Consider the following 26,308-nt stretch of genomic DNA (forward strand, 5'->3'; position numbering starts at 1 on the left):
CCATGCGCGCCCTGAGTCTGGAAACCATCGGCGCCAGCAAAAGCTTCGGCGCGTTTCGTGCGCTGGATGACGTGTCGTTCAAGGTGCGGGCCGGAACGGTCCATGCGTTGCTGGGCGAAAACGGCGCCGGCAAAAGTACGTTGGTCAAAGGCATCATCGGCTATGGCCCGTTGCAGTCGGGCAGCATTCTGGTCAATAACCGCGAGCACGAGATTCGCAATCCACGCGACTCGCACCAGTTGCAGATCGGCATGGTGTATCAGCATTTCACCGTCGCGCCGGGCCTGAGCGTGGCGGAAAATCTGGTGCTGTCGCGTGGCGATCTGCCGTGGCGTATCGACTGGACCGCCGAGCACGAACGCCTGCAGGCCTTCATGGAGCGCATGCCGTTTCGCCTCGACATTCAACGACCGGTCAGCAGTCTGGCCGCCGGTGAAAAGCAGAAGCTGGAAATTCTCAAGCAGCTGTATCTGGAACGTCGGCTGGTGATTCTCGATGAGCCAACTTCGGTGCTCACGCCGCAGGAAGCCGACGAGGTGCTGGGCCTGATGCAGCAGATGGCGCACCGTGGCGAGCTGACGGTGCTGATGATCACCCACAAGTTTCGGGAGGTCAGCACCTACGCCGACGACGTCACCGTGTTGCGCAAGGGTCGCTGGGTGGCAAGCAGCGCGGTCGCCGATACCACGACTCAGCAAATGGCGACGTGGATGATGGGCCATGCGCAAACCAACAGTGTCAGCAGTGATCGGCCGCCCGTGCCTGAACAGGCCCCGCAATTGCAGGTCGAGCAGCTTGATGTGCCGGGCGACAAGGGCACGCTGGCAATAAAAAAACTGAGCCTGTCAGTGCGGCCCGGAGAAATCCTCGGCATTGCCGGTATCTCTGGCAATGGCCAGCGCGAACTGACCGAAGCGCTGTTGGGCCAACGGCCGTTCAGCGCCGGACGCGTGCTGATCGATGGTCAGCCCTACCACGCCAGCCGCGAACAGATGCAGCGCCTGCGCGTGTTCAGCCTGCCGGAAGAGCCGCTGCGCAACGCGTGCATCGGCGGGCTCAGCGTTGCCGACAATCTGGCCCTGCGCAACTTTGACCGCCCACCGCTGTGCCGTCAGGGTTGGCGCATCGACCGCCGTGCGGTTGCCGCTCAGGCGCGCGGTCTGATCGAGCGTTTTCAGGTCACGCCCAACGATCCGAACCGCCCCATCGGGACCTTGTCCGGCGGCAACGTGCAACGCGCGGTGCTGGCTCGCGAACTGACCTCGGACATCGCCGTGCTGATCGTCGCCAACCCGGTGTTCGGTCTGGATTTCGCGTCCGTGGCGCTGATCCATCAACGCCTGATCGACGCTCGCAACAGCGGCGCCGCCGTGCTGTTGTTGAGCGAAGACCTCGACGAACTGCTGACCCTGGCAGACCGCATCACTGTGATCCACGACGGCGAGCTGGTCTTCGAAACACTCGCGAACGCTGCCGACCGCACCGAACTGGGCCGACACATGGCGGGCGCTGAACATTCGCACAAGGAGTCCGCATGATTGACGTCAACGCTCATCCGGCCCGCTTTGCCTTCGACCCTGCCAGCACGGCGCTGGTGATCATCGACATGCAGCGCGACTTTCTCGAGCCCGGTGGTTTCGGCGCTGCACTGGGTAACGACGTGCTGCCGCTGCAAGCCATTATCCCGACGGTTCAACAGCTATTGGCGCTGGCACGTGATCAAAACCTGACCGTGATCCACACCCGCGAATCCCATGCCGAAGACCTCGCCGATTGCCCACCCGCCAAACTCGAACACGGCCTGCCGGGTCTGCGTATAGGCGATGCCGGGCCGATGGGCCGGATTCTGGTGCGTGGCGAGCCGGGCAATCAGATCATCGACGCCCTGGCGCCGATTGCTGGCGAGTGGGTCATCGACAAACCCGGCAAGGGAATGTTTTTCGGCACGGGCCTGCATGGAAGACTGAGCACAGCGGGCATCACTCACCTGATCTTCGCCGGTGTGACCACGGAGGTCTGTGTGCAGAGCAGCATGCGTGAAGCCAATGATCGCGGTTACCGCTGCCTGTTGATCGAAGACGCCACCGAGAGTTACTTTCCCGCCTTCAAGCAAGCGACGCTCGACATGATCACCGCACAGGGCGGCATTGTCGGTCGAGTGACGTCGTTGTCAGCTCTGGAGCAGGCACTACAGACAAGGAGTACACACTGATGGATATCAACCTGCCCCATGTGGTGGCCGCCGTTACCGATGCGTTCATCGATTACGAACGCGCGTTGCTGGCCAATGAACTGACAACGCTGGATGACTATTTCTGGAATTCGGAACACACCGTGCGTTACGGCGTGGCGGAAAACCTGCACGGCGCTGAAGCCATTGCGCTGTATCGACGCCACTGCCAGCCCGTCGGTCCTGGACGGCAACTGGTGCGCACGGTCGTCAGCACTTTCGGCGAAGACTTCGCGACCGTCAGCACCGAATTTCACGATGGCGTCACTCAACGGCTGGGACGCCAGATGCAGACCTGGGCCCGCTTCGACGGTGCGTGGAAAGTCGTTGCCGCGCATGTCAGCATCGACCTGAGCACGCTGGAGTGAACGCCGTGAGCACGCCCCACTCCACCAACGCGCTGGCCGAAGACGTCTACCGTCGACTGAAACAGGAAATCTTCGACTTCTACCTGCTGCCCTACGACCGCTTCACCGAGAACCAGTTGGCCGACCGTTATCAGGTGTCACGCACGCCGGTTCGTGATGCGCTCTACCGCCTGCAGCGCGAGGGTTATCTGGAAGTCGAGTTTCGCCGGGGCTGGTCGGTCAAGCCGCTGGACTTTACCCAGATCGACCAGCTCTACGATTTGCGCATCGTGCTGGAGTGCGCCGCCGTCGAACGTATCTGCGCATCTGCCGAGGTCCACCCGGAACTGAACATCCTGCGTGGACACTGGCTGGTGGACAAAAGCGAACGGCACACTGACATGCAAGTGGTCGCCGATCTCGACGAGCAGTTTCATACCCAACTGGTGGCTGCGTCAGGCAATCAGGAAATGGCCCGCGTGCACCACGAAGTCACCGAACGCATCCGCATCGTCCGGCGTCTGGACTTCTTCAAGAGCGCGCGCATCGAACACACCTACCTCGAACACGCTGCCATCCTCAACGCCCTTCAGGCCCGCAAGCGTGATGAAGCGCTGTTGCTGCTGCGCTCTCATGTAGAGATCAGCAAGCTGGAGGTTCGCAAGCTGACCATCTCGATGCTGAGCGATGCTCGGCGTCAGCATCAGGCGTAAGCGGCAAGGTAGAGGCTCACCTGAGACGGCGTGACCGGGTAACCAGACGGTCACATCTCGACATCATTAATTGCATCTCATAGCCCGGCTTCTTATCATCGCCGCGGGTGTATCGACGCATGTCGCGCGGTGCAGGTTAAAAGTGACGCGTTGGTCGGGCCGCCAACGGAGAGTCATTGTGTCTGACAGAAAGCACCCCGCCCCGGTTATTCCACGTCCTCAGGTTCTGACAGAGCGCGCCTTGTCCGCGCTGGAAAGGTTCTCCCACATCGAAGCGGTCAGCGGCATCGTGCTGCTGCTCGCAGCGTTGACGGCGCTGGTGTGGGCCAACAGCCCCGCCGCTGAAAGTTACGAACATTTCTGGCACACCCAGGTGAGCCTGGGCTTTGGTGATTTCAGAATCTCCCAGTCATTGCACTTTCTGGTCAACGACGGGCTGATGACGATTTTCTTTCTGGTCGTCGGTGCAGAGATCCGTCAGGAAATCAGGGACGGCGCGCTGGCAAGCATGAAGCTGGCGATTTTGCCGCTCGGGGCTGCACTGGGCGGCGTCATGGTGCCCGCCATCATCTACATCGCGCTGAACCACGGAACAGCCGCCAACGCAGGCTGGGCAGTCCCGACCGCCACTGACATCGCTTTTGCGGTGGGCGTCCTCGCGTTGCTGGGCAAGTCCATTCCCAGTGGCGTGCGTATTCTGTTGCTGGCCCTGGCGATCATCGACGATATCGTCGCCATTCTGATCATTGCCGTGTTCTTCACCGAAAGCCTGAACTACAACGGCCTGCTCATCGCCCTTGGCGGTCTCGCACTGGTGCTCGTGCTGCAGCGCATGGGGATCGGCAAGGCTTACGCCTACATAGTGCCGGGCGCCATCGTCTGGTTCGGACTTTGGAAAACAGGGGTTCATCCGACGCTGGCAGGCGTGATACTGGGCTTGATGACGCCGGTCAATTCCCGGCCAGCCAGAGAGCGTCCGATGGACACGATTGGACGCACCTTTCATGAGCTGATGGGCCGTTTTTCCCAAGCCAACGAAGATCCGAAAGAACTGGCAAAGCCCCTCAAGCAGCTCAGCCAGGCGCAGCGGGAAGTCTTGCCGCCGGTGCTTCGCGTTCAGGTGGCGCTGCATCCCTGGGTCGCGTTCGGCATCATGCCGCTGTTTGCGCTGGCCAATGCGGGGGTGAATCTGGAAGGGGCCAACCTGGATAACGCCATGTCTCAGAGCGTGTTTCTGGGCGTGATGCTGGCACTCGTGCTGGGCAAACCGTTGGGCGTCATTCTCGCCAGCCTGACGCTGGTCAAACTCAATATCTGCAAGCTGCCGGAAGGCGTGACCTGGGCGGGCGTGATTCTGGTCGGGTTGCTGGCCGGTATCGGCTTCACCATGTCCATTTTCATCGCCTCCCTGGCGTTTTCGGATGAAGCCCTGCTGTCGTCGGCCAAACTCAGCGTGCTGGCCGCCTCGTCAACCGCCGCGATCATCGGGCTGATATGGGGCAAGCTCAAATTCGGAAACCGGTGATCGATCTTTGCGCTCCGATAACGGTCCATAAGGTTCGCCAGACGGATTGCCCAGCGAACGGGCAGTCCGCCCACACACGTTAGCGCACGAGGTTTCATGCAGATCGAACTTCAGGAGATCAGCGATCACCTTCATCGCTTCCCCCCTTTCGACGTATTGCCCAAAGACACGCTGGACATGATTGCCCAGCGAATCGAGGTCAGCTACTTCAGGGCAGGCAGCGTCATTCTCGAAGCAGGGTCGCAGATCACTGATCTGCACTATGTGCGCAGCGGCGCGGTTGAAATCTACCGCCGCACGGGAGAACTCTACAACCGGCTGGTCGAAGGCGACATTTTCGGCCAGGCGGGGCTCTTGCGCAGCAACAAGGTTCGCTTTCCGGCCAAAGCACTCGAAGACAGCCTGATCTATTTCATCCCTTCGGACATGTTTGCCGAGTTGTGCGAACGCCATGACAGCTTCGCCGATTTCGTCGAAGCCGAAGGCCACTCGCGGCTCAAGTCGGCAGTCGAAGCGCAGGGACGCGCCAGCGAGCTGATTCAACTCAAATCGTTGGCATTGATATCCCGCGCGCTGGTCTGGGTCTCGCCACAGACCAGCGTGCAGCAGACAGCCCAGTTGATGAGCAAGGAAAGCGTTTCCTGCGTGGTGGTCCTCGACAAGCCTGCCGACGGCGCAGAGAAGATGCTCGGTATCGTCACCGACAGAGACCTGCGTAACCGCGTGGTGGCGGCCAGTCTGAGTGGCGATACCGAAATTACGCAGGTCATGTCGGCCGACCCTGTAACGATTCAGGCCAACGACTCGGTATTCGAAGCGATGCTGTGCATGCTCAGGCACAACATTCACCACCTGCCGGTCATGGATCGCGGCCGTACGAAGGGCCTGATCAACCTTTCGGACATCATTCGACACGAGTCACAGAGCAGCCTGTATCTGGTCAACAGTATTTCCAACCAGACGTCCGTTTCGGGCCTGCAGTCCTTGTTGCGCGATCTTCGTGGCACGTACATCCGTATGGTTCGTGACGGCGCAACCGCACACATGATCGGCAGTGCCATTTCCGGAATCGGCCGCGCCTTTACGCAGCGTCTGCTTGAGCTGGGCGAGCGGGAACTGGGACCTGCTCCCGTTCCATACTGCTTCATGGCGCTGGGCTCCATGGCGCGGGACGAACAGTTGCTGGTCACCGATCAGGACAACGCGCTGGTGCTGGACGACAGTTTTGACCCCGGCCTGCATGACGACTACTTCAAAAAGCTGGCCGCCTTCGTCAGCGACGGACTGGCGGCGTGCGGATACAGTTATTGCAAGGGCGGCATCATGGCCACCAACGCGCAGTGGCGTCAGCCGTTGCATGTCTGGAAATCCTATTTCACGCAGTGGATCGAAAAGCCCAGTGCTGCGACCCTTCTCAACAGCTGCATTTTTTTCGATCTGGACGGCGTATACGGGCAGCTGCAGCTGGTTGAAACGCTCAAGACGCTGTGCGCCGACAAGTCGAAGGAAAACCCCGATTTTCTGGCAGCGATGGCCAGAAATGCGCTCAATCGAACGCCTCCGCTGGGCTTCTTCCGAACCTTTGTGATGGAAACCGATGGTCGCCAGAAGCAGATCATCAATCTCAAGGGGCGCGGAACTGCGCCGTTGACCGACCTGATTCGCGTCCACGCCCTGGCCTGTGGGTCAACCGCGCAGAACTCGTTCGATCGCCTGGACGCCATCAGCGCGACACGCTTGCTCCAGCCGGAGGGCCTGCAGCACTTGCGCTACGCGCTCGAGTTTTTATCGATGGTGCGGATTCGTCATCAGGCGGAGGCGATGGAACAGGGACAGGAACCCGACAATTACATCGAGCCCGAGCGTTTCACCACCAGCGAGCGCCACAACCTGAAAGAATCCTTTCAAGTGCTCAGCAGCGCGCAGAAATTCCTGCGCTTTCGCTATCCGGGCCAATCGCGGTCATTGCGATGAGCCGCGCCTTGAAACCAGACAAAGACGTTGCGCCCCTGAACTGGCAAGAGATGTTCGACCAACTGGCGCAAACGTCCCGCCATCCGCTCCTGCAGAACTACTACCGTTCGGGCGTTCCTGGCGCAGGCGAGCCTCTGAACGAGATCCAGTTGCTTGCCATGGACCTGGAAACCACAGGGCTGAACGCCGAGTCCGACAACATCGTCAGCATCGGCATCATGCCCTTCACCCTCAAGCGCATACAGTGCGGCCGGTCACTCTACTGGGTGATAAAACCGCCCACCGAGCTGAGCAGTGCTTCAGTGGTGTTTCACCACATCACCCACGCAGACATCCACAGTGCGCCGCAGCTGTCCGACGTGATGGAAAAGCTGCTGACCGCGATGGCAGGCAAGGTCATGGTGGTGCATTACAGAGCCATCGAGCGCAACTTTCTCGATCAGGCATTACGCAGACAGATTGGTGAAGGACTTCAGTTTCCGGTCATCGACACTATGCAACTGGAGGCGCGCCTGTACCGAAAAAAACGGGGGTGGATTGACCGTTTGCTGAGGCGTCAGCCGGTGTCGATCCGGCTCGCCGACAGTCGAGAGCGCTACCATCTTCCGCAGTACCTTGCGCACCATGCGTTGACCGATGCACTGGCAACGGCGGAGCTGCTGCAAGCGCAGATAGCCACGCACTATGCGCCATCGACGACCGTGGGTGAGGTATGGAGTTGATGGCTGGAAACGAAGGATGACCTGAACGCAGCGACCCGATGGCTCGCCGCGTTCAGTCGTAAGATCAGGAACGAGGCTCGGACAGCAGCCCCTTGACCAGCGAGATACAGCCCAGCATCAGGACAATCGCAAACGGCAGACCGGTCGAAACCGCCATCGCCTGCAGAGCGACCAGGCCGCCGCCCAACAGCAGGGCAATGGCGATCACGCCTTCGATGACGGCCCAGAAAACACGCTGAGGAACCGGCGCGTTGACCTTGCCGCCAGCGGTGATGGTATCGATCACCAGAGAGCCGGAGTCGGACGAAGTGATGAAGAACACGATCACCAGAACGATACCCAGGAACGAGGTGATTTCCTTGAGCGGGAGCTCGCCCAGCATGGCAAACAGCTTCAGCTCAAGTACGGCATCCTTCACGCTGACCACGCCTTGCAGCGTTGCCTGATCGATGGCCGTCCCGCCAAACGTCGTCATCCAGAGCACCGACACCAGCGTTGGAACCAGCAGGACCGAAATCAGGAACTCACGGACCGTACGCCCACGACTGACGCGTGCAATGAACATCCCGACAAAAGGAGACCAGCTGATCCACCATGCCCAATAGAACGCTGTCCAGCCTTGAGTGAACTCGGTATCGGTGCGTCCGAACGGGTTGGAAAGTGCGGGCAGGTATTCGACGTAGTTGACCAGGTTATGGAAGAACCCGGTAAAAATGGCCACTGTCGGACCGACCACGATAATGAAGACGAGCAGAAGCAGTGCAAGCCCCATATTGATCTGCGACAGCAACTTCACGCCCTTGTCCAGGCCGGCAAGTACCGACCACAGCGCAATCAACGTGATGCCGACAATCAGCACGACCTTGCTCAAATTGCTGGATTTGATACCAAACAGATATTCGATACCCGCAGCAGCCTGCTCGGCACCAATCCCCAGCGAAGTGGCCAGGCCGAAGAGCGTGGCAAACACCGCCAGAATATCAATGATATGCCCGGGCCAGCCCCACACCCGCTCACCCAGCAAGGGGTAGAAGATGGAGCGGATCGAAAGCGGCAATCCCTTGTTATAGGAAAACAGAGCAAGCGATAACGCGACAATTGCGTAAATGGCCCACGGATGCAGACCCCAATGGAAAATGGTCGCCGCCATCGCCAGATCGGCGGATGCCTTCATGTCACCCTGCGCGCCGCCCAATGGGGCCCAATCGGTACGCACGCCCGCCGCATCGACACTGACACCTCCCATTGCTGCAGAATAATGGGACATCGGCTCGGCAACGCCATAGAACATCAGCCCGATGCCCATGCCAGCGGCGAACAGCATCGAGAACCAGCCCACATACGTGTAATCCGGTTTGGCTTCCCTGCCGCCAATACGAACCTTGCCGAGCGGCGACACAATGAGCGCCAGACACAGCACGACAAAAACGTTGGCCACGCTCATGAACAGCCAGGCCAGATGCCCGGTCAACCAATTGCGTATCGCGTTGAAGAGCGGCTCTACTTCGGCCTGAAGTGCAAGTGTCAGCACGACAAAGAGCACCACCGTGGCGGCCGAGATAATGAATACCTTGCCGTGGATATCAAGCGAGAACGAGAACTGGCCCTTGATATTATCCTGGCCAATCACATAGTCGGTATCGATCAGATTAGCGTCGCCGCTGGGTGCCGGGATGCCTTCGATATTGGCATTCTGCGTTTGTTCCGGCACATCGTTTTCGGGTTTTTTATCCACAAGAACCTCCTTTATAAACAGCACGCTACAACATGCAGCCGTCTGAATTCTCGCTGTTCCTATGGTAAAACGAGTCTAAGCGTTTCATGGTAACAATAGATGACAACGCACTAAGCCGTTGCCGTGACCACCCGGACCAGACCCACGCCCGGCCCACAAAGTTCAGAATGCCGCCTCAACCCTGATCGTGCCCATCGCTCTGCGCCACCTTCGAGGGCGGACGCGGAGCGTCCTGGGAGGCATTCCCACGCGGAGCGTAGGAACGATCAGCGTGATATCAAGCACGCCGATCATGCCCATGCTTGTGCTCAGCGTTATACAAGAGTCTTGCTGAGCCCACGGACTGTGGGCACGCGTTGAAAGAGCATCAGAAAGCCATCATTTCCTCGACGCTCCAGTCGATGATCAGGCTATGATCGGGACGACCTGACCCGGACGTTCCTGAACATGCCCGTTGACCTCCAAGCGCTCTACCCCAAGCTCATCCATCTGATGCTGGATACGGTCTTTGTGGTCGACAGCGACAACCAGATCGTATTCGTCAGCGATGCGTGCGAGACGCTGCTGGGCTATCGCGCTGCCGAGCTGGTCGGGACGCAGATTACTGGCTATATGCACCCTGAAGACCTGGCGGCCACGAAAGCGTCCATCGACCGGGTCATGAACGGACAACCGCACTTCGATTTCCGTAACCGTTACCTTCGCAAGGATGGAAGCATCGTCTACATCCTGTGGGCGGCGTTCTGGTCCGAAGAAGTCGGTGCGCGGATCGGCGTCGCGCGGGATGTGACGGCGCTGGCAAAGGCCGAGAAAGAGTTACGCTTTCTGGCCCATCATGATCCTTTGACCGCACTGACCAACCGCTCGCTGTTCAACGAACGGCTTGATGAAGCCTTGCGAGTTGCACGTCATGACCAAAGCTCGCTGGCCTTGTTGTTCCTGGATGTCAATGATTTCAAGGGCATCAACGACGTCCACGGGCATGCTGCGGGCGATCAGGTGCTGTGTACGGTGGCTCGGCGCCTGGAACGCTGCATTGGTGAGGCAGGCACGGTGGCCCGTGTTGGTGGTGACGAATTCACAGTCTTGCTGACGGATATTCCGTCCCGGGACGCGGTGTCCATGAAAGTCAGACAGATTCTTGAGGCCATGGCTGAACCGCTGGATGAGGCATCTGGCGCAATAGCCATGCCGTCCTGCAGCATCGGCGTCGCGTGTTATCCGGCAGATGGGGAAGACGCCGACACCTTGCTCAGCCATGCGGACGGCGATATGTATCGGGTTAAAAGGCAGCGGCCTTTCAGCAATAAAATGTAACCAGCTGAATAAAACCCGTTTGTGGGAGGCGGCTTGCCGGCGATGCAGTCGACGCGGTATGTCAGGAAAATCGCGTCATCGTTCATTGCCGGCAAGCCGCCTCCCACGGTCCGGTGTTTGCTGCGCTACAGCGCTACGTCAAAGACGTCGTGAGGGCTCCCACAGTCTGGGGTCTGCTACGAGATAACACTGAACCTCATCGCTTGACCGTCTCCTCCAGCGTGAAGCGACCCAGCGGGTTCTGGCCAAAGTGTTCGATGTTCTTGCGCGACACGCTGATGTACGGGCTGTAGTAGAGATCGATCCAGTTCACGTCGGCCTTGGCCATTTTCTGCAGGTCGATGTACATCTGCTCACGTTTTTTCGGGTCCATTTCCACACGGGCAGCGGCGACCAGTTCCTTGACCTTGTCGTTCTTGTAGCGGGTCATGTAGTTCATGTTGGTGTCATGCCCGAGCACGAACGTGGTCTTCTGGTCAGGGTCGAGAATGTCATTGGTCCAGTACATGACGGAGATATCGTAGTCACCGGCGATCAGCATGTCCCAGCTCTGGCTCGGGTCGACTTTCTGCAGCGTGGTGGTCACGCCAACCTTGGCCAGTTGCTGTTGCAGCATGACGGCGATCTGCTCGTCGACTTCGTTGCCTGCGTTGACGATGTAATTGAGTTTCAGATCTGAAGCGCCCGCGTCGGCCAGCATTTTCTTCGCTTTCACCGGGTCGTAAGGACGTTGCAGGTTGTCGGCGTAGTGATACAGCGCGCCCTTGGGAATGTAGGAGTTGGCAACAGTACCCAGTCCGAAGGTGGCGGCCTCTACGAGGGATTTCTTGTCGATGGCCATGTCCAGCGCCTGTCGCACTTCCACTTTCGCCAGTGCGCCATGCTCATGGTTGATCAGCAGGTGATCTTCGCGGGTAGACGGGTCCTCGTGTACGACCAGACCGGCGTCTTTCTTCAGAGTCTCCACGCGGGAAAACGGCACGTAGATCGCGGCATCCAGCTCGCCAGCCTGGACCTTGAGCATGCGGGTGTTGTCGTCCGGCACGGATATCCATTCAACGCCGTCGAGGCTGACGGTCGAGGCTTCCCAGAAATTGGGATTCTTTTCCAGAATCACCCGGTCGCCACGTCGCCATTCCTTGACGGTAAACGCACCCGACCCCACCGGTTTTTCCGCGTAGGCTTCTTCGCCCAGACTTTTCATGGCTTTCTCGGAAAGGATCGAGACGTTGGGCAGCGCCAGTTGCGAGAGGAACGAAGCCGACGGATGTTTCAGAGTGATCACCAGCGTGTGCGGGTCGCTTGCCACAGCGGTGTCGATGATTTTGTACGAGTCGCTCCACAGCGAGCCTTTGTCATCGCGAATGCGCAGCAGGCTGAATACCGCATCGCTGGCGGTCAGCTCGGAGCCGTCGGAGAACTTCGAGGGGCGCATCTTCAAGGTGTACGTGAGCCCGTCCGGTGAAATGTTCCAGCTTTCTGCCAGCCCCGGCACCAGTTTCGTGCCCTTGTTATCGACCCGGATCAGCACGTCATAGACGTTGGAAAACACCCAGTTATCGATGTTCTGCGCGCTCTTGATCGGGTCGAACGTGGTGCCGTCTTCGCGGCGGCCGATGGTCAGCACGCCAGCGGCTTCCGCCACCCCGGCAGCCAGAGAACAGGCCGCCAGCATGGCGACGGTCAGTAACTTCACAGGTCGTGCTTTCATATACGGAAACTCCTTGTCGGTATCGAGAACGGATAGTGATTACGGGGTCAGAAAACGGGTTCTTCAAGCACACAGTCGTAGCGCTGCTCGCCCACATGACGCGTGGGCGGCGCGATGCGCGAACAATCGGCTCGGGCAAAACGGCAGCGTGGATGAAACGCGCAGCCGTCCGGCAGATGCAGCGGGCTTGGCGGTTCGCCCTGCAGCGGTTCGCTGGGTAACGGGCGGTCAGGATCGATTTCCGGGATCGCCTGAATCAGGGCGGCGGTGTAAGGATGACGCGCGCTGAGAAACACCGACTCGACAGGTCCTTCCTCGACGATGCGGCCCAGGTACATCACTGCCACCCGATCACAGAGCCGGCGCACGATGGCCAGGTCGTGAGCAATAAACAGAATGGCCAGGTTCATGCGCTGACGCAGTTCCAGCAGCAGGTTGATGATCTGGCCCTGAATCGACACATCCAGCGCCGCCACGCATTCGTCGGCAATGATCAGACGAGGCTCGATGGCCAGCGCGCGGGCGATACCGACACGCTGACACTGCCCGCCGCTCAAGGCGCCGGGCTTGCGGTCGGCGAATTCCGGGCGCAGGCCGACCATGTCGAGCAACTCGATGACCCGGGCCGGAATGTCGGATTTGGCGACCTTGCGCTGTACGTGCAGCACCTCGGCCAGCGTGGCACCGATGGTCATGCGCGGATTGAGTGAAGAGAACGGGTCCTGAAAGATCATTGCCGTTTCGCTGCGCAGGCGTTGCAGATGAATGCCGCTGCCCTGCGCCACATCCACGTCATCGAACACGATCTGCCCGGAAGTCACGTCATTCAGGCGCAGGATGGCGCGGCCCAGCGTGCTCTTGCCGCTGCCGGATTCACCCACCAGCCCCAGCGTTTCGCCTGCGCCGATGGTCAGGGACACACCGTTGACCGCCTGCACCCATTGTTTGTGCATGCCCAGAAAACCGGTTCCGGAAGCCGGAAAACGCACCACCAGATCATTCACGTTCAGCAACGCCGGGCCGCTCATGAGTGCACCTCTTCGGTGTGCGCCGACGTCACCGGTAACGGGTAATGGCAGGCAGCGGCGTGGTTGTCGCCGACAGAACGCATGAACGGTAGTTGTGCAGCACAATCCGGCCCGGCGTGCGTGCAGCGAGCGTGGAACCGGCAGCCTTCAGGCAATGCATCGAGCAGCGGCGGTTGACCGGGAATGGTGCGCAACAGCGCATTGCCTGCACTGCTGGCGGGCTGACACTCGATCAGGCCGCGTGTGTAGGGATGCCGCGCACGGGCCAGCACATCGCGCTTGCTGCCGTGCTCGCACAGGCGACCGGCGTACATCACGGCGATGGAATCACAGGTTTGCGCCACCACGCCCAGGTCATGGGTGATCATGATCAGCGAAAGCCCGTGACGATCACGCAAGTCGAGCAACAACCGCAGGATCTGCGCCTGAACGGTCACGTCGAGCGCCGTGGTCGGCTCGTCGGCAATCAGCACCTGCGGGCCGCAGCCCAACGCAACGGCAATCATGGCGCGCTGGCGCATGCCACCGGAAAACTCATGGGGATAGTTGTCCACGCGGGAAGCCGGATCGGGAATACCGACCTGACGCAACAGGTCGATGGCCTGCGCCCTCGCCTCGCGCTTCGACGAGCCCTGATGCAGACGAAAGCCTTCGCCGATCTGCTCGCCGATGCGCATCAACGGATCGAGGTGGCTGCTGGGGTTCTGGAAGATCATGCCGATGCGGCGCCCACGCATGGCGCGCATACGGGCAGCGTCCAGCGTGAGCAGGTCGATATCGTTAAGCAGCACCGAGCCGCCACGCACCTGCAGGTCCGGCGATGGCATCAACTGCATCAGGGCACGACAGGCCATGGTCTTGCCCGAACCGCTCTCACCCACCAGACCGAGAATCTCGCCCTGATGCAGCTCGAATGACAGCCGATCCAACAGCGTCACCTCGCGGCCACGACTGCTGGCGACCACGCTCATGTCGTTGACCTTCAGTACCGGCGTGCTCATCGACGTTCTCCCAGCGTTTCGGCCACACCGTCCGCCAACAGGCTGAAGCCCATGGCCAGGGTGACGATAGCCAGGCCCGGAAACAGACAGATCCACCAGGCCGAGGTCAAAAACGCCTGACCTTCGGCAACCATCGTGCCCCACTCCGCCAGCGGCGGTTGTACACCCAGGCCCAGATAGCTGACCGCTGCGCCACTGAGCAGCACCAGCACGGCATCGGACATCGAAAACACAATCGAGCCGAACAGTGCATTGGGCAGTAGGTGGCGAAACAGAATGCGCAGGTGGCCGAAGCCCAGACTCTTGGCGGCGAGAGCAAAGTCGCTTTCCTTGAGCACCAGAATCTGCGAGCGGATCAGACGCGCATACGACACCCAGCCCACCAGCGCCATGGCGATATAGAAGCTGGTCAGGCCGGGGCCGAGAATTGCGATGATCGCCAGCATCAGCACCAGAAACGGGAATGCCAGCACGATGTCGATCACGCGCATGCACAGGTTGTCGAAACGCCCGCCGATGTAGCCGGACAGTGCGCCGACGAAGGTGCCGATCATGAACGGGAAGATGACGCCGAGCACGCAGATCTGCAGGTCGACACGGGCCGCCCAGATCACGCGGGAAAGAATATCGCGCCCGAAATTATCAGTGCCGAACGGATGCGCCAGATGTGGCCCCATCAGGCGCAATTCGGTGTTCTGAAAGATCGGATCATAGGGCGCCAGCCACGGCGCGAAGATCGCCAGCAGCAGCCACATGCCCAGCAGCGACCCACCGAGTAGCATGGCCAGTCGACCATTGCGCAAGCGCAGACGCAGCCGGGTGTGCCATTGAGCAGGAGCATGGGTCTGGGCCGTGTTCATTTGATGTTCACCCGTGGATCGACCGCAACCGTGGCCACATCCGCCAGAAAGTTCACCATGACCGTCCCGCAGGCCAGCACCATCGCAACGCCCTGCACCACCATGTAGTCGCGGCTGAAGATGCCCCGCACCAGCAATTGACCGATGCCCGGAATGGCAAACAGGCTTTCGATGACCACAGTGCCGCTGATCAGCCAACCGATGTTCACTGCCAGCAGGTTGATGGACGGCACCAGCGAGTTGGGCAGCACGTGACGGCGAAACAGTGCGCCCTCACTGACGCCTCTGGCTCGGGCCGCCGTGACATGATCGGCCTGCAATTCCATCAGCATGCTGGCGCGCAGGTTTCGCACCAGCACTGCGGACAAGGCCAGGGCGATGGTCAGGCACGGCAATACCATGTGATGAAGCTTGTCGAGCCATTCGTTGCCATAACCAGATACCGGAAACCAGCCCAGCTTCACGCTGAACAGCAGGATCAACATGATCCCCAGCCAGAACGCGGGCATGCCCAGTCCGGTGGTGGTGAATACACGAATCAGGTTATCGCCCCAACTGCCTTTGTTGCGTGCAGCCACTGTGGCGAGCGGGATGGCAATCAGCAGCGCCAGCAGGACGCTGCCCAACACCAGAAACAGGGTCGGCTCCAGGCGTGTGACGATCAGTTTCAGGACATCGATCTTGTACAGCAGCGACTTGCCCATATCGCCCTGCAGCAGGTTTTTCATGAAATAGACGTATTGCATCCACATGGGCTGATCGAGCCCGTATTGGGCGCGAATGTTGGCCAGCGCATCGGGCGTGCTGCGGGCACCCAGCAGGATGCGCGCCGGGTCGCCGGGGATCGAGCGCACCAGAATGAAGGTCACCAGGCTGATACCGAACAACACCGGCAGCAGCTGCACCGGGCGCTGGAGAATGAAACGATAACGACCCAGATTCATTGCATGTCCCGAGGTGGTTGAAGAAAGATCGAGCAGGACCGAAAAATCGCTGCGGGCCTCTCATGATAGAACGACACGTCAGAACCGTTGGAAAACGACCTTCCCCTGCCGTTATCCCGGACAGGTCATGACTCAACCCTATCGCGCCGCTCATCGGGTGACAGCTAGCAATTCTTATAGGTTTTCAACGCGCAGGTCGTCCGGATTCAGGTGCGTGGCACTTTCCTTGCTTCGTTCATTGCTATAGTTGTCGTTCGATGGGTCGAGTGACAAAGGAAGTCATGCCATGCACGTGAGGTTGTCGGATTTCAATACACGTCTACAGTCTGCAGCCACGCTGGACCAGCAGATGGACTGCGCATGGATGCTCGCCTCGGGGCTCGGCTTCGACTCGGTGGTTTACGATTACAGCCCGGTGCCCGTGTCCCATGATGGTGCACTGATCACCCCTTCACTGCTGACATTGCGCAATGCACCCGAAGACTGGCACACGCTCTGGTGCCGCAAGGGCTATTACCAGATTGATCCCGTTCAACAACTGGCGGTGAACAGCGTGTCGCCATTTGTATGGTCTTACCAACCCAAGGCGGAAACCGTATTGCGCACGGTGATCAAGGATCTGCACACACCTGTGGTGCGCTATCTGAACGAATTCCATATGACCTGCGGCGTCACCGTGCCGATCCACATGCCCAAAGGTGGCTTCGCAACGCTCACCGGCATCTGCTCGGACAGCAGCGACGCGGCGCTGGAAGACGCCCGACAAAGTCTCGCCGAGTTCGGCCTGCTGGCTCATGCCTTTCAGGAAGTGGCTTACCCGATGTTCGACGAGGCCATGCACTCGTGCACGGCAATCAAACTCACGCGCCGCGAACGCGAATGCCTGCGCTGGTCCGCCGAAGGCCTGACCGCCAGGGAAATTGCCCAGCACCTCAATCGCTCCGTCGCCACCGTGACGCTGCACCTGAACTCTGCCATGCAGAAGCTCGGTGCGAAGAACCGCGTACAGGCCGTGGTGCGCGCCGTACATTATAGGTTGCTGGACAGCTGACCCTTTGTTTCAAGGCAAAACCTATCATTTCTTACAGTTATCGCTGACGAAAAACAACGCTAAGGTGCCCCGATCCATCACCGGGAGACCGACAGCATGTCAGAGATAACAATCCAGGAAGGTTACGCACCCTTTGGCCAGTACCAGACCTGGTATCGCATCACTGGCGATCTGCGTGGTCCCCACACGCCGCTGGTCATCCTTCACGGAGGTCCCGGCTGCACCCATGACTACGTGGATGCGTTCAAGGACATCGCCAGCACCGGCCGCGCCGTCGTTCATTACGACCAGTTGGGCAACGGCAAGTCGACTCATTTGCAGGACAAAAAAGCGGATTTCTGGACAGTCGAGCTGTTTCTGGCGGAGCTGGACAACCTGCTGATGCATCTGGACATCGCCAACAACTACGCCCTGCTGGGTCAGTCCTGGGGCGGCATGCTCGCCTCCGAACATGCTGTACTCAGGCCATCCGGCCTTAAAGCATTGGTCATCGCCAACTCGCCAGCCGACATGCACACCTGGGTCAGCGAAGCCAACCGCCTGCGTCGGGAGTTGCCGGAAGCCGTACAGAAAACGCTTTTGCGACACGAACAGGCGGGCACTTTGCAGGATGAGGAATACAAGGAAGCGTCTCGCCTCTTTTACAACCGTCATGTATGCCGGGTTAATCCATGGCCGGAGGAAGTGCAGCGCACGTTCGACCAGATCGATGAAGACCCGACCGTTTACCACGCCATGAACGGTCCGACCGAGTTTCACGTGATCGGCACCATGAAAGACTGGACGATCATTGATCGCCTGCACCTGATTCAAGTACCAACGCTGCTGATTTCCGGCCGTTATGATGAGGCCACGCCGCGAGTGGTAAAGCCTTACGAGGACAACGTACCCGGCATTCAGGCGGTGGTTTTCGAAGAGTCCAGCCACATGCCGCACGTGGAAGAGCGCACGGCCTGCATGGGTGTCGTCGCGAAATTTCTGGACGGCGCGGACGCATCTGCAAACGCCTGATGCAACGCCACGGTGTCAGGTCGAAAGTGAAGAGCATTTGCTCCATGCGATCGGCCTCGCCTGCCGCCGATACACTCGTTTGAGGTAAATATCGGTCGCATACTTACGAAACTGCGTAACCTTACTCTCAAAAAGTGCTAACACCGTAGAGTAAATACTTAACTAACATCCTCTATTAGCGGGATAAATAAAATCTATAAACCCGCTTTTGACGCCCTTCAAACGCGCCAGGCTACTTCCAGTAACGTGTATTTAAATGAATAATCTTTAATGAACATTTAACTCAATAAAGTTCAACTCCGGCAGAAATATTGTTCATACGAAGGGGACATTCTATCCCCCGCAAGACCCTTTGCCGCCGGAGGCAAACATGAACCTCAGATCCCTCAATATTTCACGCTGGGCCTCGCTCTGTTTCGGCATCATCACGGTCCTGCTGGTCGGGCTCGGTGCCTTTTCGTACGTTCAGATGGGCCATCTTCGGGCGGCCGAACAAAACATTTCGCTGAATTCGCTTCCCAGCGTTCAGGTCATCGATGACATTCAGGTCGCCCTGCTCCATGCGCGCCTGGAAAGTATCCGGATGCTGGCTACCACTGAGCCGGCCTCACATTCTGCCGCTGTCGCCAAAACCAATGACGCCATCGCAGCGCTCCAGTCGAGCAGTGAGTTCTACCGAAAGAACCTGATTTCCGGCGAGCAGGACCGGGTCAACTTCGACGATGCCAGCTCGAAGATGGTGCAGTACGTCGATGGCGTGAAACAGGTCATTGCGCTGGACTCGACGGATCACGACAAGGCCCTTTTGTTCGCCAACACTGAGCAGGCGCAACGGGCTGTTGCGTATCAGGACAAGCTCACCGCCCTGCGCGAACAGAACGTACAGGAGGCCAAGCGCTCCGGTGACGATGCAACCGTGGTGTATGACCATAGTGTCAAAGTACTTCTGGTCGTAGTGATCGTTGCCTTTATTCTCACGGTATTCCTCGCCGTCGCTCTGACACGCAGCATTGTCGAGCCGATCAGCTCTTCACTGTCGCTGGCAGAAGACATCGCTGCAGGTGACCTGACCCGGCAACTCGAAGTGACCGGCAAGGATGAAGCGTCGCGACTGATGCACGCGCTGAACCTGATGTCGAAGAACCTGCGCGACACCATCCAGCAGATTTCCGGCGCTTCGACACAACTGAGCACTGCGGCAGTCGAAATGACGTCGATTACAGAAAGTGCCGACCGTACGCTGCAACAGCAGAACAGCGAAATCGAACAGGCGGCCACCGCCGTGAATGAAATGAGCGCTGCGGTGGAAGAAGTTGCACGAAACGCCACGTCAACGTCCGAGGCAGCGAAACAGTCGCGCGTAGACGCTGAGTTGGGCAACAGGCGAGTGACCGAAACGCTGACCGCGATGCAGGGCCTGACCCATCTGGTCGAAGGCTCATCGGCGCAAGTCACCGCACTGGCCAATCAGGCGCAGGACATCAGCAAAGTGCTCAGCGTCATCCGCGCCATTGCCGAACAGACCAACCTGCTAGCGCTGAACGCGGCCATCGAAGCAGCACGTGCAGGCGAACAGGGCCGCGGCTTTGCCGTGGTGGCCGACGAGGTTCGTGCCCTGGCTCATCGCACACAAACGTCGACGCAGGAAATCGAGCAGATGATCTCTGCCATCCAGGCGGGTTCCTCCGCCACCGTTGAATCCATGCAAAAGAGCACCCTGGAAGTGCACAGCACCCGCAAGACGGCCGAAGACGCTGGCCAGTCGCTGCTCCAGATCACCGATTCGGTGCTTGAAATCAACGACCGCAACCTGCAGATCGCCACCGCTTCGGAAGAGCAGGCTCACGTTGCACGGGACGTGGATCGCAGTCTGATCAGCATTCGTGATCTCGCGATCCAGAGCAGCGAAGGCACTCGCCAGACACTGCTGGCCAGCAATGAGTTGTCCAGGCTTGCCGTGAACATGAATAATCTGGTGCTGCGATTCAGGACGTAATGTAACGCCTATAAAACAAGTCAGGCACGGTGAATCGCAAGGTTCACCGTAGATGGCTCAACCGTTCGATGATCCTCGCCTGTTGTTTCCACTCAGACGAATGCGCAACGGACACTCCGAGTGCTTTATGAACAGTGAGTGCACATTAGTTGAGCGATCCATTCGTTAAATTTTCATGTAACGTCGCAACATGCACTACAACCGTGCACAATCAATAACAAATTGCCATCATCGATGTGCAATATAAGTTGCCAGTCTCTGTATCAGTCACGTTACACACACGTCTCATCAGGTATGATGCCCTCTACTCTGAGTAGTGGAAGTATGCGGCATGCCTTGCAGAATTATTGTGGCCGATGATCATCCTTTATTTCGTGAGGGCATGCTGCGTACTGTAGAACGCCTGGTGCCCGACGCGGTGATCGAACAGGCTGGCAATCTTGATGAAGTGCTTGAACTGGCGCGCTCGGGTGACGAGATTGATACGCTGGTGCTGGACTTGCGTTTTCCCGGCCTTGTTTCCATGCAGACCATTGGCGAACTTCGCAAGGAGTTCAAGCGCACCTCGATCATTGTGGTGTCCATGGTCGACGATATGGACACCATTTCAGAGGTCATGGCCCAAGGTGCTGATGGCTTTATCGGCAAGAATATCGATCCGCTGGACATCGCCGAAGCCTTCATTGCCATTCGCAATGGCGATGTCGTGGTCAAGTACAAGCCGGAAGGCTCGATTCTGGGCGACGTGGAAATGTCTGCGCTCAGTCATCTGACGTGCCGACAAAAAGAAGTTCTGGGACTGGTCGCGTCAGGCAAGACCAACAAGGAGATTGCCAAGGAACTGGGCATCTCGCCCTTTACCGTTCGCATTCATGTTTCCAGTTTGCTCAAGACCCTGGGTGTGCCAACCCGATCTGCTGCCGCCGCGCAATTTTCCAGCCTGTCCATCAAGTAACCGACATGTCGATATTGCCCAAACGCATTGACCTGGAAATGACTCAGGCGCTACTGCGCATGGCCGTCATTGCCACTTCAACGCTGTACACGCTTATAGCGTACGCGCTGGATGAAATCTCCGAAGAGCGCATGTTCGTGATTCTGGGTTACTGCCTGGGTTTCGCCATCGTGACAATCGGCCTGATTGTGCGCATCGCCCAGCGGCCGGGGGCTTCCGGCAGGCGACGCCTGTTTGCGCTGGTCACTGACAATCTGGCAGGGATCGTCACCATCACCGTGGGCGGCGAAGCGCTGCTTCCGGTGTACTCGGTCATGCTGAGCATGACCGTCGGTTACGGCATGCGCTATGGGCGCAATTACCTGTTGCTGGCGACCGGTTTCTCGATGATTTCCCTGCTGATCATCATTGCCCTGACACCCTTCCTGCGCGAACACCACGCCGTCGCGGTCATGATGATCCTGACCATGCTGGTGCTGCCGTTGTTCGTCTACTTTCTGCTCGGACGACTGCACCTGGCCCTCAAGGAAACCGAAGAGGCCAACCAGGCCAAGTCACGGTTTCTGGCTCAGGCCAGTCACGATCTGCGACAACCGATTCACTCCATCAGCCTGTTCACCGCTTGCCTGCGCGACGCCAGCCTGGGTGACAACGAACGTCGACTGGTCGACAACATCGACCGCGCGCTGGGTTCGGTCGAGCAGTTGTTCCGCTCCTTGCTGGACATCTACACGCTCAATCGCGGCGAAGTCACGCCACGCCTGGAGACGGTGGATCTGGACGCATTGCTCAAGGGATTGGCGAGCCAGAACAGTGAGGCGGCCAGTTGGGCCGGTGTTCAGATTCGTGTGCGCAACAGCAAACACCACGTCCGTACCGACCCGGCGCTGCTGAGTACGCTGTTGCAGAATCTGATTTCCAACACCTTCAAATACGCCCCCGGCAAACCGATACTCATCGGTTGTCGCAAGCGTAAGGGCAGGCTCGACATCGGCGTTTATGACCAGGGTCGCGGTATTTCCGCCGAGCACCTGCCCCATCTGTGCAACGAATTTTATCGCGTGCGGGAAAAGCGTGATCGGGATATCGAAGGTGTCGGGCTGGGCCTGAGCATTGTCAGTCGCATCGCCCGCCTCATGAAATTGAAGGTCAATATCCACTCGATTCCAGAGCGCGGTACGGTGGTCATGGTTGCAGGATTGCCCGTTGTCGCGGCCAGTCTGCCCGTCCAGACTTCCAACATCGACTGGAACAAGCGTCTGCTCGGCGGGCTGCGGGTCATGTTGATCGAGGACAATCAGAACGTGCTCCAGGCCACTGCCATGTTATTGGGCAAGTGGGGGTGTGAGGTCCAGACGTCTGTCAGCATTCACGACGCTCACGTTGACTGTGATCTGGTCATCACCGACTTCGATCTGGACCGCAGTGCATCAGGCGCTGACTGCATCGCCTACCTGAACCGGCTGCAAGGCCGGCGCATTCCCGCCATCGTGATCACCGGCCACGAACTTCAACACGTCCGCCAGGCATTGAATGACCCGGACATTCCGGTGCTCTCGAAACCAGTCCGCCCCGCCGAACTTCGCTCGCTGTTGCTAAGCTTCAAGGTGGGCTCTGCGTCATCGTCGGGAGGGCAAAGTGACGAATCTGTTTCGGTGCTTCAATAAGTTCTGAAGGCACGTACGATGTCACCTCTGAACTCGATATAAAGACGAGTGATCTTCACTTTTTGACCTGGCGCACTGGCACCTGAAAGTGAGCCCGCGTCATCCATGATCTCTTGCGCATCTCCCACCTTGTTCTGGCTCGTAATGATTGCACTTGCAGAGTCACCGGCCCCGTATCGGCTCGTGTACTTGTAAGCCATATTGGTCAGCTTGCCCAATTGCGACTCACCACGATCGTAAAGCCATTCCGAAGAATCATTGCCCAAATTGTCACTTACGCTTGTGGGCGCGCCAAACTTCTCACGGATCTGTTGTTTGGACGACTTGTTGACAACGATATTGCTTTTAATAAACTCGGGCGCATATTTGGCTTCCCCCGTTAAAGAGTCCAGCCCGCCAAATGGAGTGCCACCGCCGGTTGAACAGGCCGTCAGTGCCGTCATTATCAATCCTGCGGCTCCCCATCCTCTTGCCACTCGGCCAAACACACCCATGCCAGCGCTCTCCACTATCAGCCTATCGTTAAAGGTCTATCGAAAATCCGGCACGACACGTCTCTCAAGGCCGCTGTAACCAGCGGCCCTGAAGATGGATGTGCGTAGAAGATTCGATATCAGCTAGTTGAGTAGGTTAAGGCGCTCAACCGAGGCAGGGCTATAGTGCAGATGTACTAGTCAGCGCTTCAAACTGAAAGAGCTAGAAACGATACGTCGCGCCAATACCGAGAAAACTTGCACTGTTTTCATAGCGGGCGCTGTAACTGGCCAATGCGTTGGAGCGGCTGACATTCACGCTTTCTTCCTTGAGCCAGGAATAGGCAACGTCGAGGGTCAGGTCTTTGGTCAGGTCGTAGGCTGCGCCCACGCTGTATATCGTGCGATCGCCTGTCGGCGTGCGTGGCGAGCGGTTGGTGTTGCTGGTCGGCGATTGATCGAAGCGGATGCCGGTTCGCAGAAGCCATTGGGCATTGAGGCGATAGGACGTACCCAGCGCATAAGCCCAGGTGTCGTGCCAGTCCAGACCGCCCGCAACGGCATTCGACAGCGATGACGCCAGCACACCACCGACCGCAGGGCTGATGCTTTGCGTGCTGAAGTCCAGGTCCTTCATACGACTCCATCGGGTCCAGGTCGCCCCCGCGTAAAGCTTCCAGGCATCGCTCAGGTCTTGCGTGACCGACAGATCCACGGACTCCGGCGTGTCCAGTTGCAACGAGCAGTCATAGCGATTGCTCCTCAGCACCTGGGGTGGTGTTCCGGCTCCGGTGGCTACGTTGGTGTGACAATCAAGGTCGTAGCGCACCCGCGAATGGTAGGTCATGCCTGCCCGGGTGGTGTCCGTCAGGCTGGCCAGAATGCCGACATTGAAGCCCAGGGCTACATCGTCGCCCTTGACCTTCACGTTGGTGTCCGGGATGGCAGGGTTGAGCGTCAGGTCGGACTCCAGCTCGCCTGCCAGCCGGTTGATGGTCGGTCCGAAGCCAATGGAAACTCGGTCATTGAAGGCGTAACTGACCGTGGGTTGCAGCGTGATCACCCGAGCGTCGCTTCTGCTGGCAAACGCACGCCCCTGAAAGCCCGACTCGTAATCGGTCGCCAGACCGAACGGCGCGTAAACCCCCATTCCGAATGCCCATTGTTCATTCGGCTTGTAGGTATAAAACCCGAAAGGAATGGCCTTGAATGGGACCATGTCGCCCTTGTTCGTACCGGTGGAACGGCCGCCTGGGTTACTGATGTCGGAGGACGCGTCGATGAAGGTGACGCCGCCAGTGATCTGCTGCCCCTGCAACCGCGCCATGCCCGCCGGGTTTCCATACACCGTACTGGCGTCATCGGCCGAGGAAGCACGCCCGGCGAATGCCGTTCCCATGCCGCTGATACTCTGTTCGTTGAGTCCGAAGCCGCCCGCGCAAAGCTGGGTCGAAACCACGGCAAAGGTAAAGCCCAACGTGATTTTTTGCATGGATCTCGCTACTCGTGGCAGGTCACTGTTCGATAAGGGTCATCAGACGTGAAGACATGTACGCGACGGAGCGTTTCAGGACCTGAAAGGCCGTGGGCATGCGCGCGGCAGACAGGCCTGCATCGACTCAATGGGCAATCGAGGAGCCTATCAGCGAGTTAAAACACGCTCTATAGTACAGGTGTACTAATGGCTCTTTGCCGCAGCATGAGTGCGTTGTTTTCTGATCGGCAGCCTTGTTAGTGCATGCAACTGCGAACGCTTATTGACGCCAATGCTCTGCCGTTAAAGGGCCTGCTGTCATATTCCAGGAATATTTCATGTAACCCCTGATCAGGTGTGGCAGGATCAGCAGCGGCGAAAGTGTGATGCAGTTCAAAGACTGCCTGACGCTTTGCCAGCTTCTCAATGACCAGGTCGGGGCATCACCATTGAACACCACATTGACTTCCGCAGAACTGGCCGTCATCAGTGAAATCGAAACCACCTCAAGCTTGTTGAGACTGGTCACCCGACTCACCGGGCTCAGATTCGCCGCAATCGCCAAAGTGACCGACAGCAGCTGGACCGCATGTGCTGTATATGACGAACTCAATTTCGGGCTGGATGCCGGTCATGAGCTCAAACTGGAAAACACGTTCTGCAACGAACTGAGATTGAATCGCCAGCCGATCGTGATCAACGAAGTCGCGACCGATCCTGAATACGCCCAGCACTTCATTCCGGCAAAATTCGGTTTTCAGAGTTATTTCTCGCTGCCGATCATTTTTCCGACCGGTGATTTCTTCGGCACGCTGTGCGGCCTTGATCCCCTGCCAAAAAAGCTCGACGACGAACAGCTTCTGGAAACCCTCAAAGTGTTCTGCACGCTGATCGCCAACACGCTGTACGCGCACCAGCAGCTCACTGAGCTGCAAGGCCAGATCGCCCTGCTTTCCGAGCCGACTGAAGTTTAAGTACGCGCTTTCGCCATCACACTGATCGCGCACGATTATCGACCCTGCAGAACCAAAGAGCCCGGTATGAACCGGGCTTTTCACAAGCATTCGAGACTAAAAAGCGAAAACCTGGTGGAGGGACTCAGTCAGCGTGACTACTCAACTCGACTCTCTTATATTCCGGTCGGCTACGCTGGCTGAATGTTGAACGCTATCAACAACGTGTCAGGCTGAAAGATTGATCGAGTCAGGATTTATCCGACTCTTCATTGTCATCACTGCCACCCGATGCCTGTCCTCCCTTTCTGCCTGCTTCAGCTGCACGATCCGGGTCGTTGGCAAAATTGCCACCCGATGCCTGCCCGCCTTTTTTGCCGGCTTCGGATGCACGCTCAGGATCGTTGGCGAAGTTGCCACCTGACGCCTGACCACCCTTTTTTCCTGCTTCGGACGCCCTTTCCGGGTCATTGGCGAAATTGCCGCCTGACGCCTGACCACCCTATTTTCCTGCTTCGGATGCCCGTTCCGGGTCGTTGGCGAAATTGCCGGGATTGTTTTCCCCAGTGTTAGCCATTGTCGTTGTCCTCCGTTATCGGCCGACCGCTTGAGTGCTGTCGT

22 protein-coding genes and 1 pseudogene are annotated in these 26,308 nt (G+C 58.5%); 14 read left to right on the forward strand and 9 right to left on the reverse strand.

The window, feature by feature from the left end:
• The first annotated feature begins 2 nt into the window (after positions 1 to 2).
• The 7 genes from AO065_RS13585 (at position 3) to AO065_RS13615 (ending at position 7,511) form a co-directional block, all read left to right on the forward strand.
• A complete protein-coding gene (locus AO065_RS13585; RefSeq protein ID WP_004883222.1) occupies positions 3 to 1,538 on the forward strand; it encodes an ABC transporter ATP-binding protein in 1,536 nt (511 codons plus the stop codon).
• Positions 1,535 to 2,212 (forward strand): cysteine hydrolase family protein, encoded by a 678-nt coding sequence (locus tag AO065_RS13590; protein ID WP_004883221.1) that lies wholly within the window; start codon positions 1,535 to 1,537, stop codon positions 2,210 to 2,212. The genes AO065_RS13585 and AO065_RS13590 overlap by 4 nt, the downstream gene beginning before the upstream one ends.
• On the forward strand, positions 2,212 to 2,598 hold the full coding sequence (gene hpxZ, locus AO065_RS13595; protein WP_004883220.1) for an oxalurate catabolism protein HpxZ: 387 nt from the start codon (positions 2,212 to 2,214) through the stop codon (positions 2,596 to 2,598). Before AO065_RS13590 ends, hpxZ begins: the two co-directional genes overlap by 1 nt.
• 5 nt (positions 2,599 to 2,603) lie before the next feature.
• Positions 2,604 to 3,290, forward strand: a complete 687-nt coding sequence (locus AO065_RS13600) for a GntR family transcriptional regulator (RefSeq protein ID WP_004883217.1) — start codon at positions 2,604 to 2,606, stop codon at positions 3,288 to 3,290.
• Positions 3,291 to 3,468: 178 nt separating this feature from the next.
• A complete protein-coding gene (gene nhaA / locus AO065_RS13605) occupies positions 3,469 to 4,815 on the forward strand; it encodes a Na+/H+ antiporter NhaA (RefSeq protein WP_032651373.1) in 1,347 nt (448 codons plus the stop codon).
• A gap of 96 nt (positions 4,816 to 4,911) precedes the next feature.
• Positions 4,912 to 6,789, forward strand: coding sequence for a DUF294 nucleotidyltransferase-like domain-containing protein (locus AO065_RS13610; protein WP_004883211.1), 1,878 nt, complete (start codon positions 4,912 to 4,914; stop codon positions 6,787 to 6,789).
• Complete coding sequence (locus AO065_RS13615; protein WP_004883210.1) at positions 6,786 to 7,511, forward strand: 3'-5' exonuclease; 726 nt, start codon at positions 6,786 to 6,788, stop codon at positions 7,509 to 7,511. The genes AO065_RS13610 and AO065_RS13615 overlap by 4 nt, the downstream gene beginning before the upstream one ends.
• 64 nt (positions 7,512 to 7,575) lie before the next feature.
• Here AO065_RS13615 and AO065_RS13620 read toward each other — a convergent pair whose 3' ends face one another.
• A complete protein-coding gene (locus tag AO065_RS13620; RefSeq protein ID WP_004883207.1) occupies positions 7,576 to 9,246 on the reverse strand; it encodes a BCCT family transporter in 1,671 nt (556 codons plus the stop codon).
• Positions 9,247 to 9,693: 447 nt separating this feature from the next.
• Here AO065_RS13620 and AO065_RS13625 point away from each other — a divergent pair, with 447 nt between their 5' ends.
• Positions 9,694 to 10,563 carry a sensor domain-containing diguanylate cyclase gene (locus AO065_RS13625; protein ID WP_004883206.1) on the forward strand — a complete coding sequence of 290 codons (870 nt, stop codon included), beginning with the start codon at positions 9,694 to 9,696 and terminating at the stop codon, positions 10,561 to 10,563.
• A 196-nt stretch (positions 10,564 to 10,759) separates the two neighbouring features.
• On the opposite strand, the gene AO065_RS13630 is transcribed toward AO065_RS13625, so the two are convergent.
• The 5 genes from AO065_RS13630 to AO065_RS13650 are packed head-to-tail and all read right to left on the reverse strand — an operon-like array spanning position 10,760 to position 16,107.
• Positions 10,760 to 12,274, reverse strand: a complete 1,515-nt coding sequence (locus tag AO065_RS13630) for an ABC transporter substrate-binding protein (RefSeq protein WP_004883205.1) — start codon at positions 12,272 to 12,274, stop codon at positions 10,760 to 10,762.
• 47 nt (positions 12,275 to 12,321) lie between these two features.
• Positions 12,322 to 13,302 carry an ABC transporter ATP-binding protein gene (locus tag AO065_RS13635; RefSeq protein WP_004883203.1) on the reverse strand — a complete coding sequence of 327 codons (981 nt, stop codon included), beginning with the start codon at positions 13,300 to 13,302 and terminating at the stop codon, positions 12,322 to 12,324.
• Positions 13,299 to 14,303, reverse strand: coding sequence for an ABC transporter ATP-binding protein (locus AO065_RS13640; protein WP_004883201.1), 1,005 nt, complete (start codon positions 14,301 to 14,303; stop codon positions 13,299 to 13,301). The genes AO065_RS13635 and AO065_RS13640 overlap by 4 nt, the downstream gene beginning before the upstream one ends.
• The gene (locus AO065_RS13645) at positions 14,300 to 15,163 is read right to left on the reverse strand and encodes an ABC transporter permease (RefSeq protein ID WP_004883200.1); all 864 of its coding nucleotides are present in this window, start codon (positions 15,161 to 15,163) and stop codon (positions 14,300 to 14,302) included. Before AO065_RS13645 ends, AO065_RS13640 begins: the two co-directional genes overlap by 4 nt.
• Positions 15,160 to 16,107 carry an ABC transporter permease gene (locus tag AO065_RS13650; protein WP_004883198.1) on the reverse strand — a complete coding sequence of 316 codons (948 nt, stop codon included), beginning with the start codon at positions 16,105 to 16,107 and terminating at the stop codon, positions 15,160 to 15,162. Before AO065_RS13650 ends, AO065_RS13645 begins: the two co-directional genes overlap by 4 nt.
• A gap of 286 nt (positions 16,108 to 16,393) precedes the next feature.
• Here AO065_RS13650 and AO065_RS13655 point away from each other — a divergent pair, with 286 nt between their 5' ends.
• The 5 genes from AO065_RS13655 (at position 16,394) to AO065_RS13675 (ending at position 22,787) form a co-directional block, all read left to right on the forward strand.
• Positions 16,394 to 17,158, forward strand: a complete 765-nt coding sequence (locus tag AO065_RS13655) for a LuxR family transcriptional regulator (RefSeq protein ID WP_004883197.1) — start codon at positions 16,394 to 16,396, stop codon at positions 17,156 to 17,158.
• 96 nt (positions 17,159 to 17,254) lie between these two features.
• Positions 17,255 to 18,169 carry a proline iminopeptidase-family hydrolase gene (locus AO065_RS13660; RefSeq protein WP_004883195.1) on the forward strand — a complete coding sequence of 305 codons (915 nt, stop codon included), beginning with the start codon at positions 17,255 to 17,257 and terminating at the stop codon, positions 18,167 to 18,169.
• Between the two features lie 370 nt (positions 18,170 to 18,539).
• Positions 18,540 to 20,165 (forward strand): methyl-accepting chemotaxis protein, encoded by a 1,626-nt coding sequence (locus AO065_RS13665; protein WP_004883193.1) that lies wholly within the window; start codon positions 18,540 to 18,542, stop codon positions 20,163 to 20,165.
• A gap of 331 nt (positions 20,166 to 20,496) precedes the next feature.
• Positions 20,497 to 21,120: a response regulator gene (locus AO065_RS13670; protein WP_004883191.1), complete on the forward strand. Its 624-nt coding sequence runs from the start codon at positions 20,497 to 20,499 to the stop codon at positions 21,118 to 21,120.
• A 38-nt stretch (positions 21,121 to 21,158) separates the two neighbouring features.
• Positions 21,159 to 22,787, forward strand: coding sequence for an ATP-binding response regulator (locus tag AO065_RS13675; protein ID WP_050562179.1), 1,629 nt, complete (start codon positions 21,159 to 21,161; stop codon positions 22,785 to 22,787).
• Here the strand turns inward: AO065_RS13675 and AO065_RS13680 are convergent.
• Entirely contained in the window at positions 22,781 to 23,230 is a 450-nt protein-coding gene (locus AO065_RS13680; RefSeq protein ID WP_004883188.1) for a hypothetical protein, read from the reverse strand. The genes AO065_RS13675 and AO065_RS13680 overlap by 7 nt on opposite strands.
• A 253-nt stretch (positions 23,231 to 23,483) precedes the next feature.
• Positions 23,484 to 24,752 (reverse strand): OmpP1/FadL family transporter, encoded by a 1,269-nt coding sequence (locus tag AO065_RS13685; RefSeq protein ID WP_004883184.1) that lies wholly within the window; start codon positions 24,750 to 24,752, stop codon positions 23,484 to 23,486.
• A gap of 431 nt (positions 24,753 to 25,183) precedes the next feature.
• On the opposite strand from AO065_RS13685, the gene AO065_RS13690 reads away from it, so the two are divergent.
• A complete protein-coding gene (locus AO065_RS13690; RefSeq protein ID WP_050562178.1) occupies positions 25,184 to 25,708 on the forward strand; it encodes a GAF domain-containing protein in 525 nt (174 codons plus the stop codon).
• Between the two features lie 229 nt (positions 25,709 to 25,937).
• On the opposite strand, the pseudogene AO065_RS27835 reads toward AO065_RS13690, so the two are convergent.
• Positions 25,938 to 26,264: pseudogene (locus tag AO065_RS27835) on the reverse strand (con-10 family general stress protein).
• Between the last annotated feature and the right edge of the window lie 44 nt (positions 26,265 to 26,308).

This window comes from Pseudomonas viridiflava (genome assembly GCF_001642795.1).
GTDB classification, from domain to species: domain Bacteria; phylum Pseudomonadota; class Gammaproteobacteria; order Pseudomonadales; family Pseudomonadaceae; genus Aquipseudomonas; species Aquipseudomonas viridiflava.

What these genes read in the sequence shown, in the direction of transcription:
- AO065_RS13640 (WP_004883201.1), bottom strand. Translation starts at nt 14,303, where the DNA reads ATGAGCACGCCGGTACTGAAGGTCAACGACATGAGCGTGGTCGCCAGC.
- AO065_RS13655 (WP_004883197.1), top strand. Translation starts at nt 16,394, where the DNA reads ATGCACGTGAGGTTGTCGGATTTCAATACACGTCTACAGTCTGCAGCC.
- AO065_RS13585 (WP_004883222.1), top strand. Translation starts at nt 3, where the DNA reads ATGCGCGCCCTGAGTCTGGAAACCATCGGCGCCAGCAAAAGCTTCGGC.
- AO065_RS13645 (WP_004883200.1), bottom strand. Translation starts at nt 15,163, where the DNA reads ATGAACACGGCCCAGACCCATGCTCCTGCTCAATGGCACACCCGGCTG.
- AO065_RS13685 (WP_004883184.1), bottom strand. Translation starts at nt 24,752, where the DNA reads ATGCAAAAAATCACGTTGGGCTTTACCTTTGCCGTGGTTTCGACCCAG.
- AO065_RS13675 (WP_050562179.1), top strand. Translation starts at nt 21,159, where the DNA reads ATGACTCAGGCGCTACTGCGCATGGCCGTCATTGCCACTTCAACGCTG.
- AO065_RS13615 (WP_004883210.1), top strand. Translation starts at nt 6,786, where the DNA reads ATGAGCCGCGCCTTGAAACCAGACAAAGACGTTGCGCCCCTGAACTGG.
- AO065_RS13670 (WP_004883191.1), top strand. Translation starts at nt 20,497, where the DNA reads ATGCCTTGCAGAATTATTGTGGCCGATGATCATCCTTTATTTCGTGAG.
- AO065_RS13625 (WP_004883206.1), top strand. Translation starts at nt 9,694, where the DNA reads ATGCCCGTTGACCTCCAAGCGCTCTACCCCAAGCTCATCCATCTGATG.
- hpxZ (WP_004883220.1), top strand. Translation starts at nt 2,212, where the DNA reads ATGGATATCAACCTGCCCCATGTGGTGGCCGCCGTTACCGATGCGTTC.
- AO065_RS13680 (WP_004883188.1), bottom strand. Translation starts at nt 23,230, where the DNA reads ATGACGGCACTGACGGCCTGTTCAACCGGCGGTGGCACTCCATTTGGC.
- AO065_RS13635 (WP_004883203.1), bottom strand. Translation starts at nt 13,302, where the DNA reads ATGAGCGGCCCGGCGTTGCTGAACGTGAATGATCTGGTGGTGCGTTTT.
- AO065_RS13610 (WP_004883211.1), top strand. Translation starts at nt 4,912, where the DNA reads ATGCAGATCGAACTTCAGGAGATCAGCGATCACCTTCATCGCTTCCCC.
- AO065_RS13650 (WP_004883198.1), bottom strand. Translation starts at nt 16,107, where the DNA reads ATGAATCTGGGTCGTTATCGTTTCATTCTCCAGCGCCCGGTGCAGCTG.
- AO065_RS13665 (WP_004883193.1), top strand. Translation starts at nt 18,540, where the DNA reads ATGAACCTCAGATCCCTCAATATTTCACGCTGGGCCTCGCTCTGTTTC.
- AO065_RS13590 (WP_004883221.1), top strand. Translation starts at nt 1,535, where the DNA reads ATGATTGACGTCAACGCTCATCCGGCCCGCTTTGCCTTCGACCCTGCC.
- AO065_RS13630 (WP_004883205.1), bottom strand. Translation starts at nt 12,274, where the DNA reads ATGAAAGCACGACCTGTGAAGTTACTGACCGTCGCCATGCTGGCGGCC.
- AO065_RS13660 (WP_004883195.1), top strand. Translation starts at nt 17,255, where the DNA reads ATGTCAGAGATAACAATCCAGGAAGGTTACGCACCCTTTGGCCAGTAC.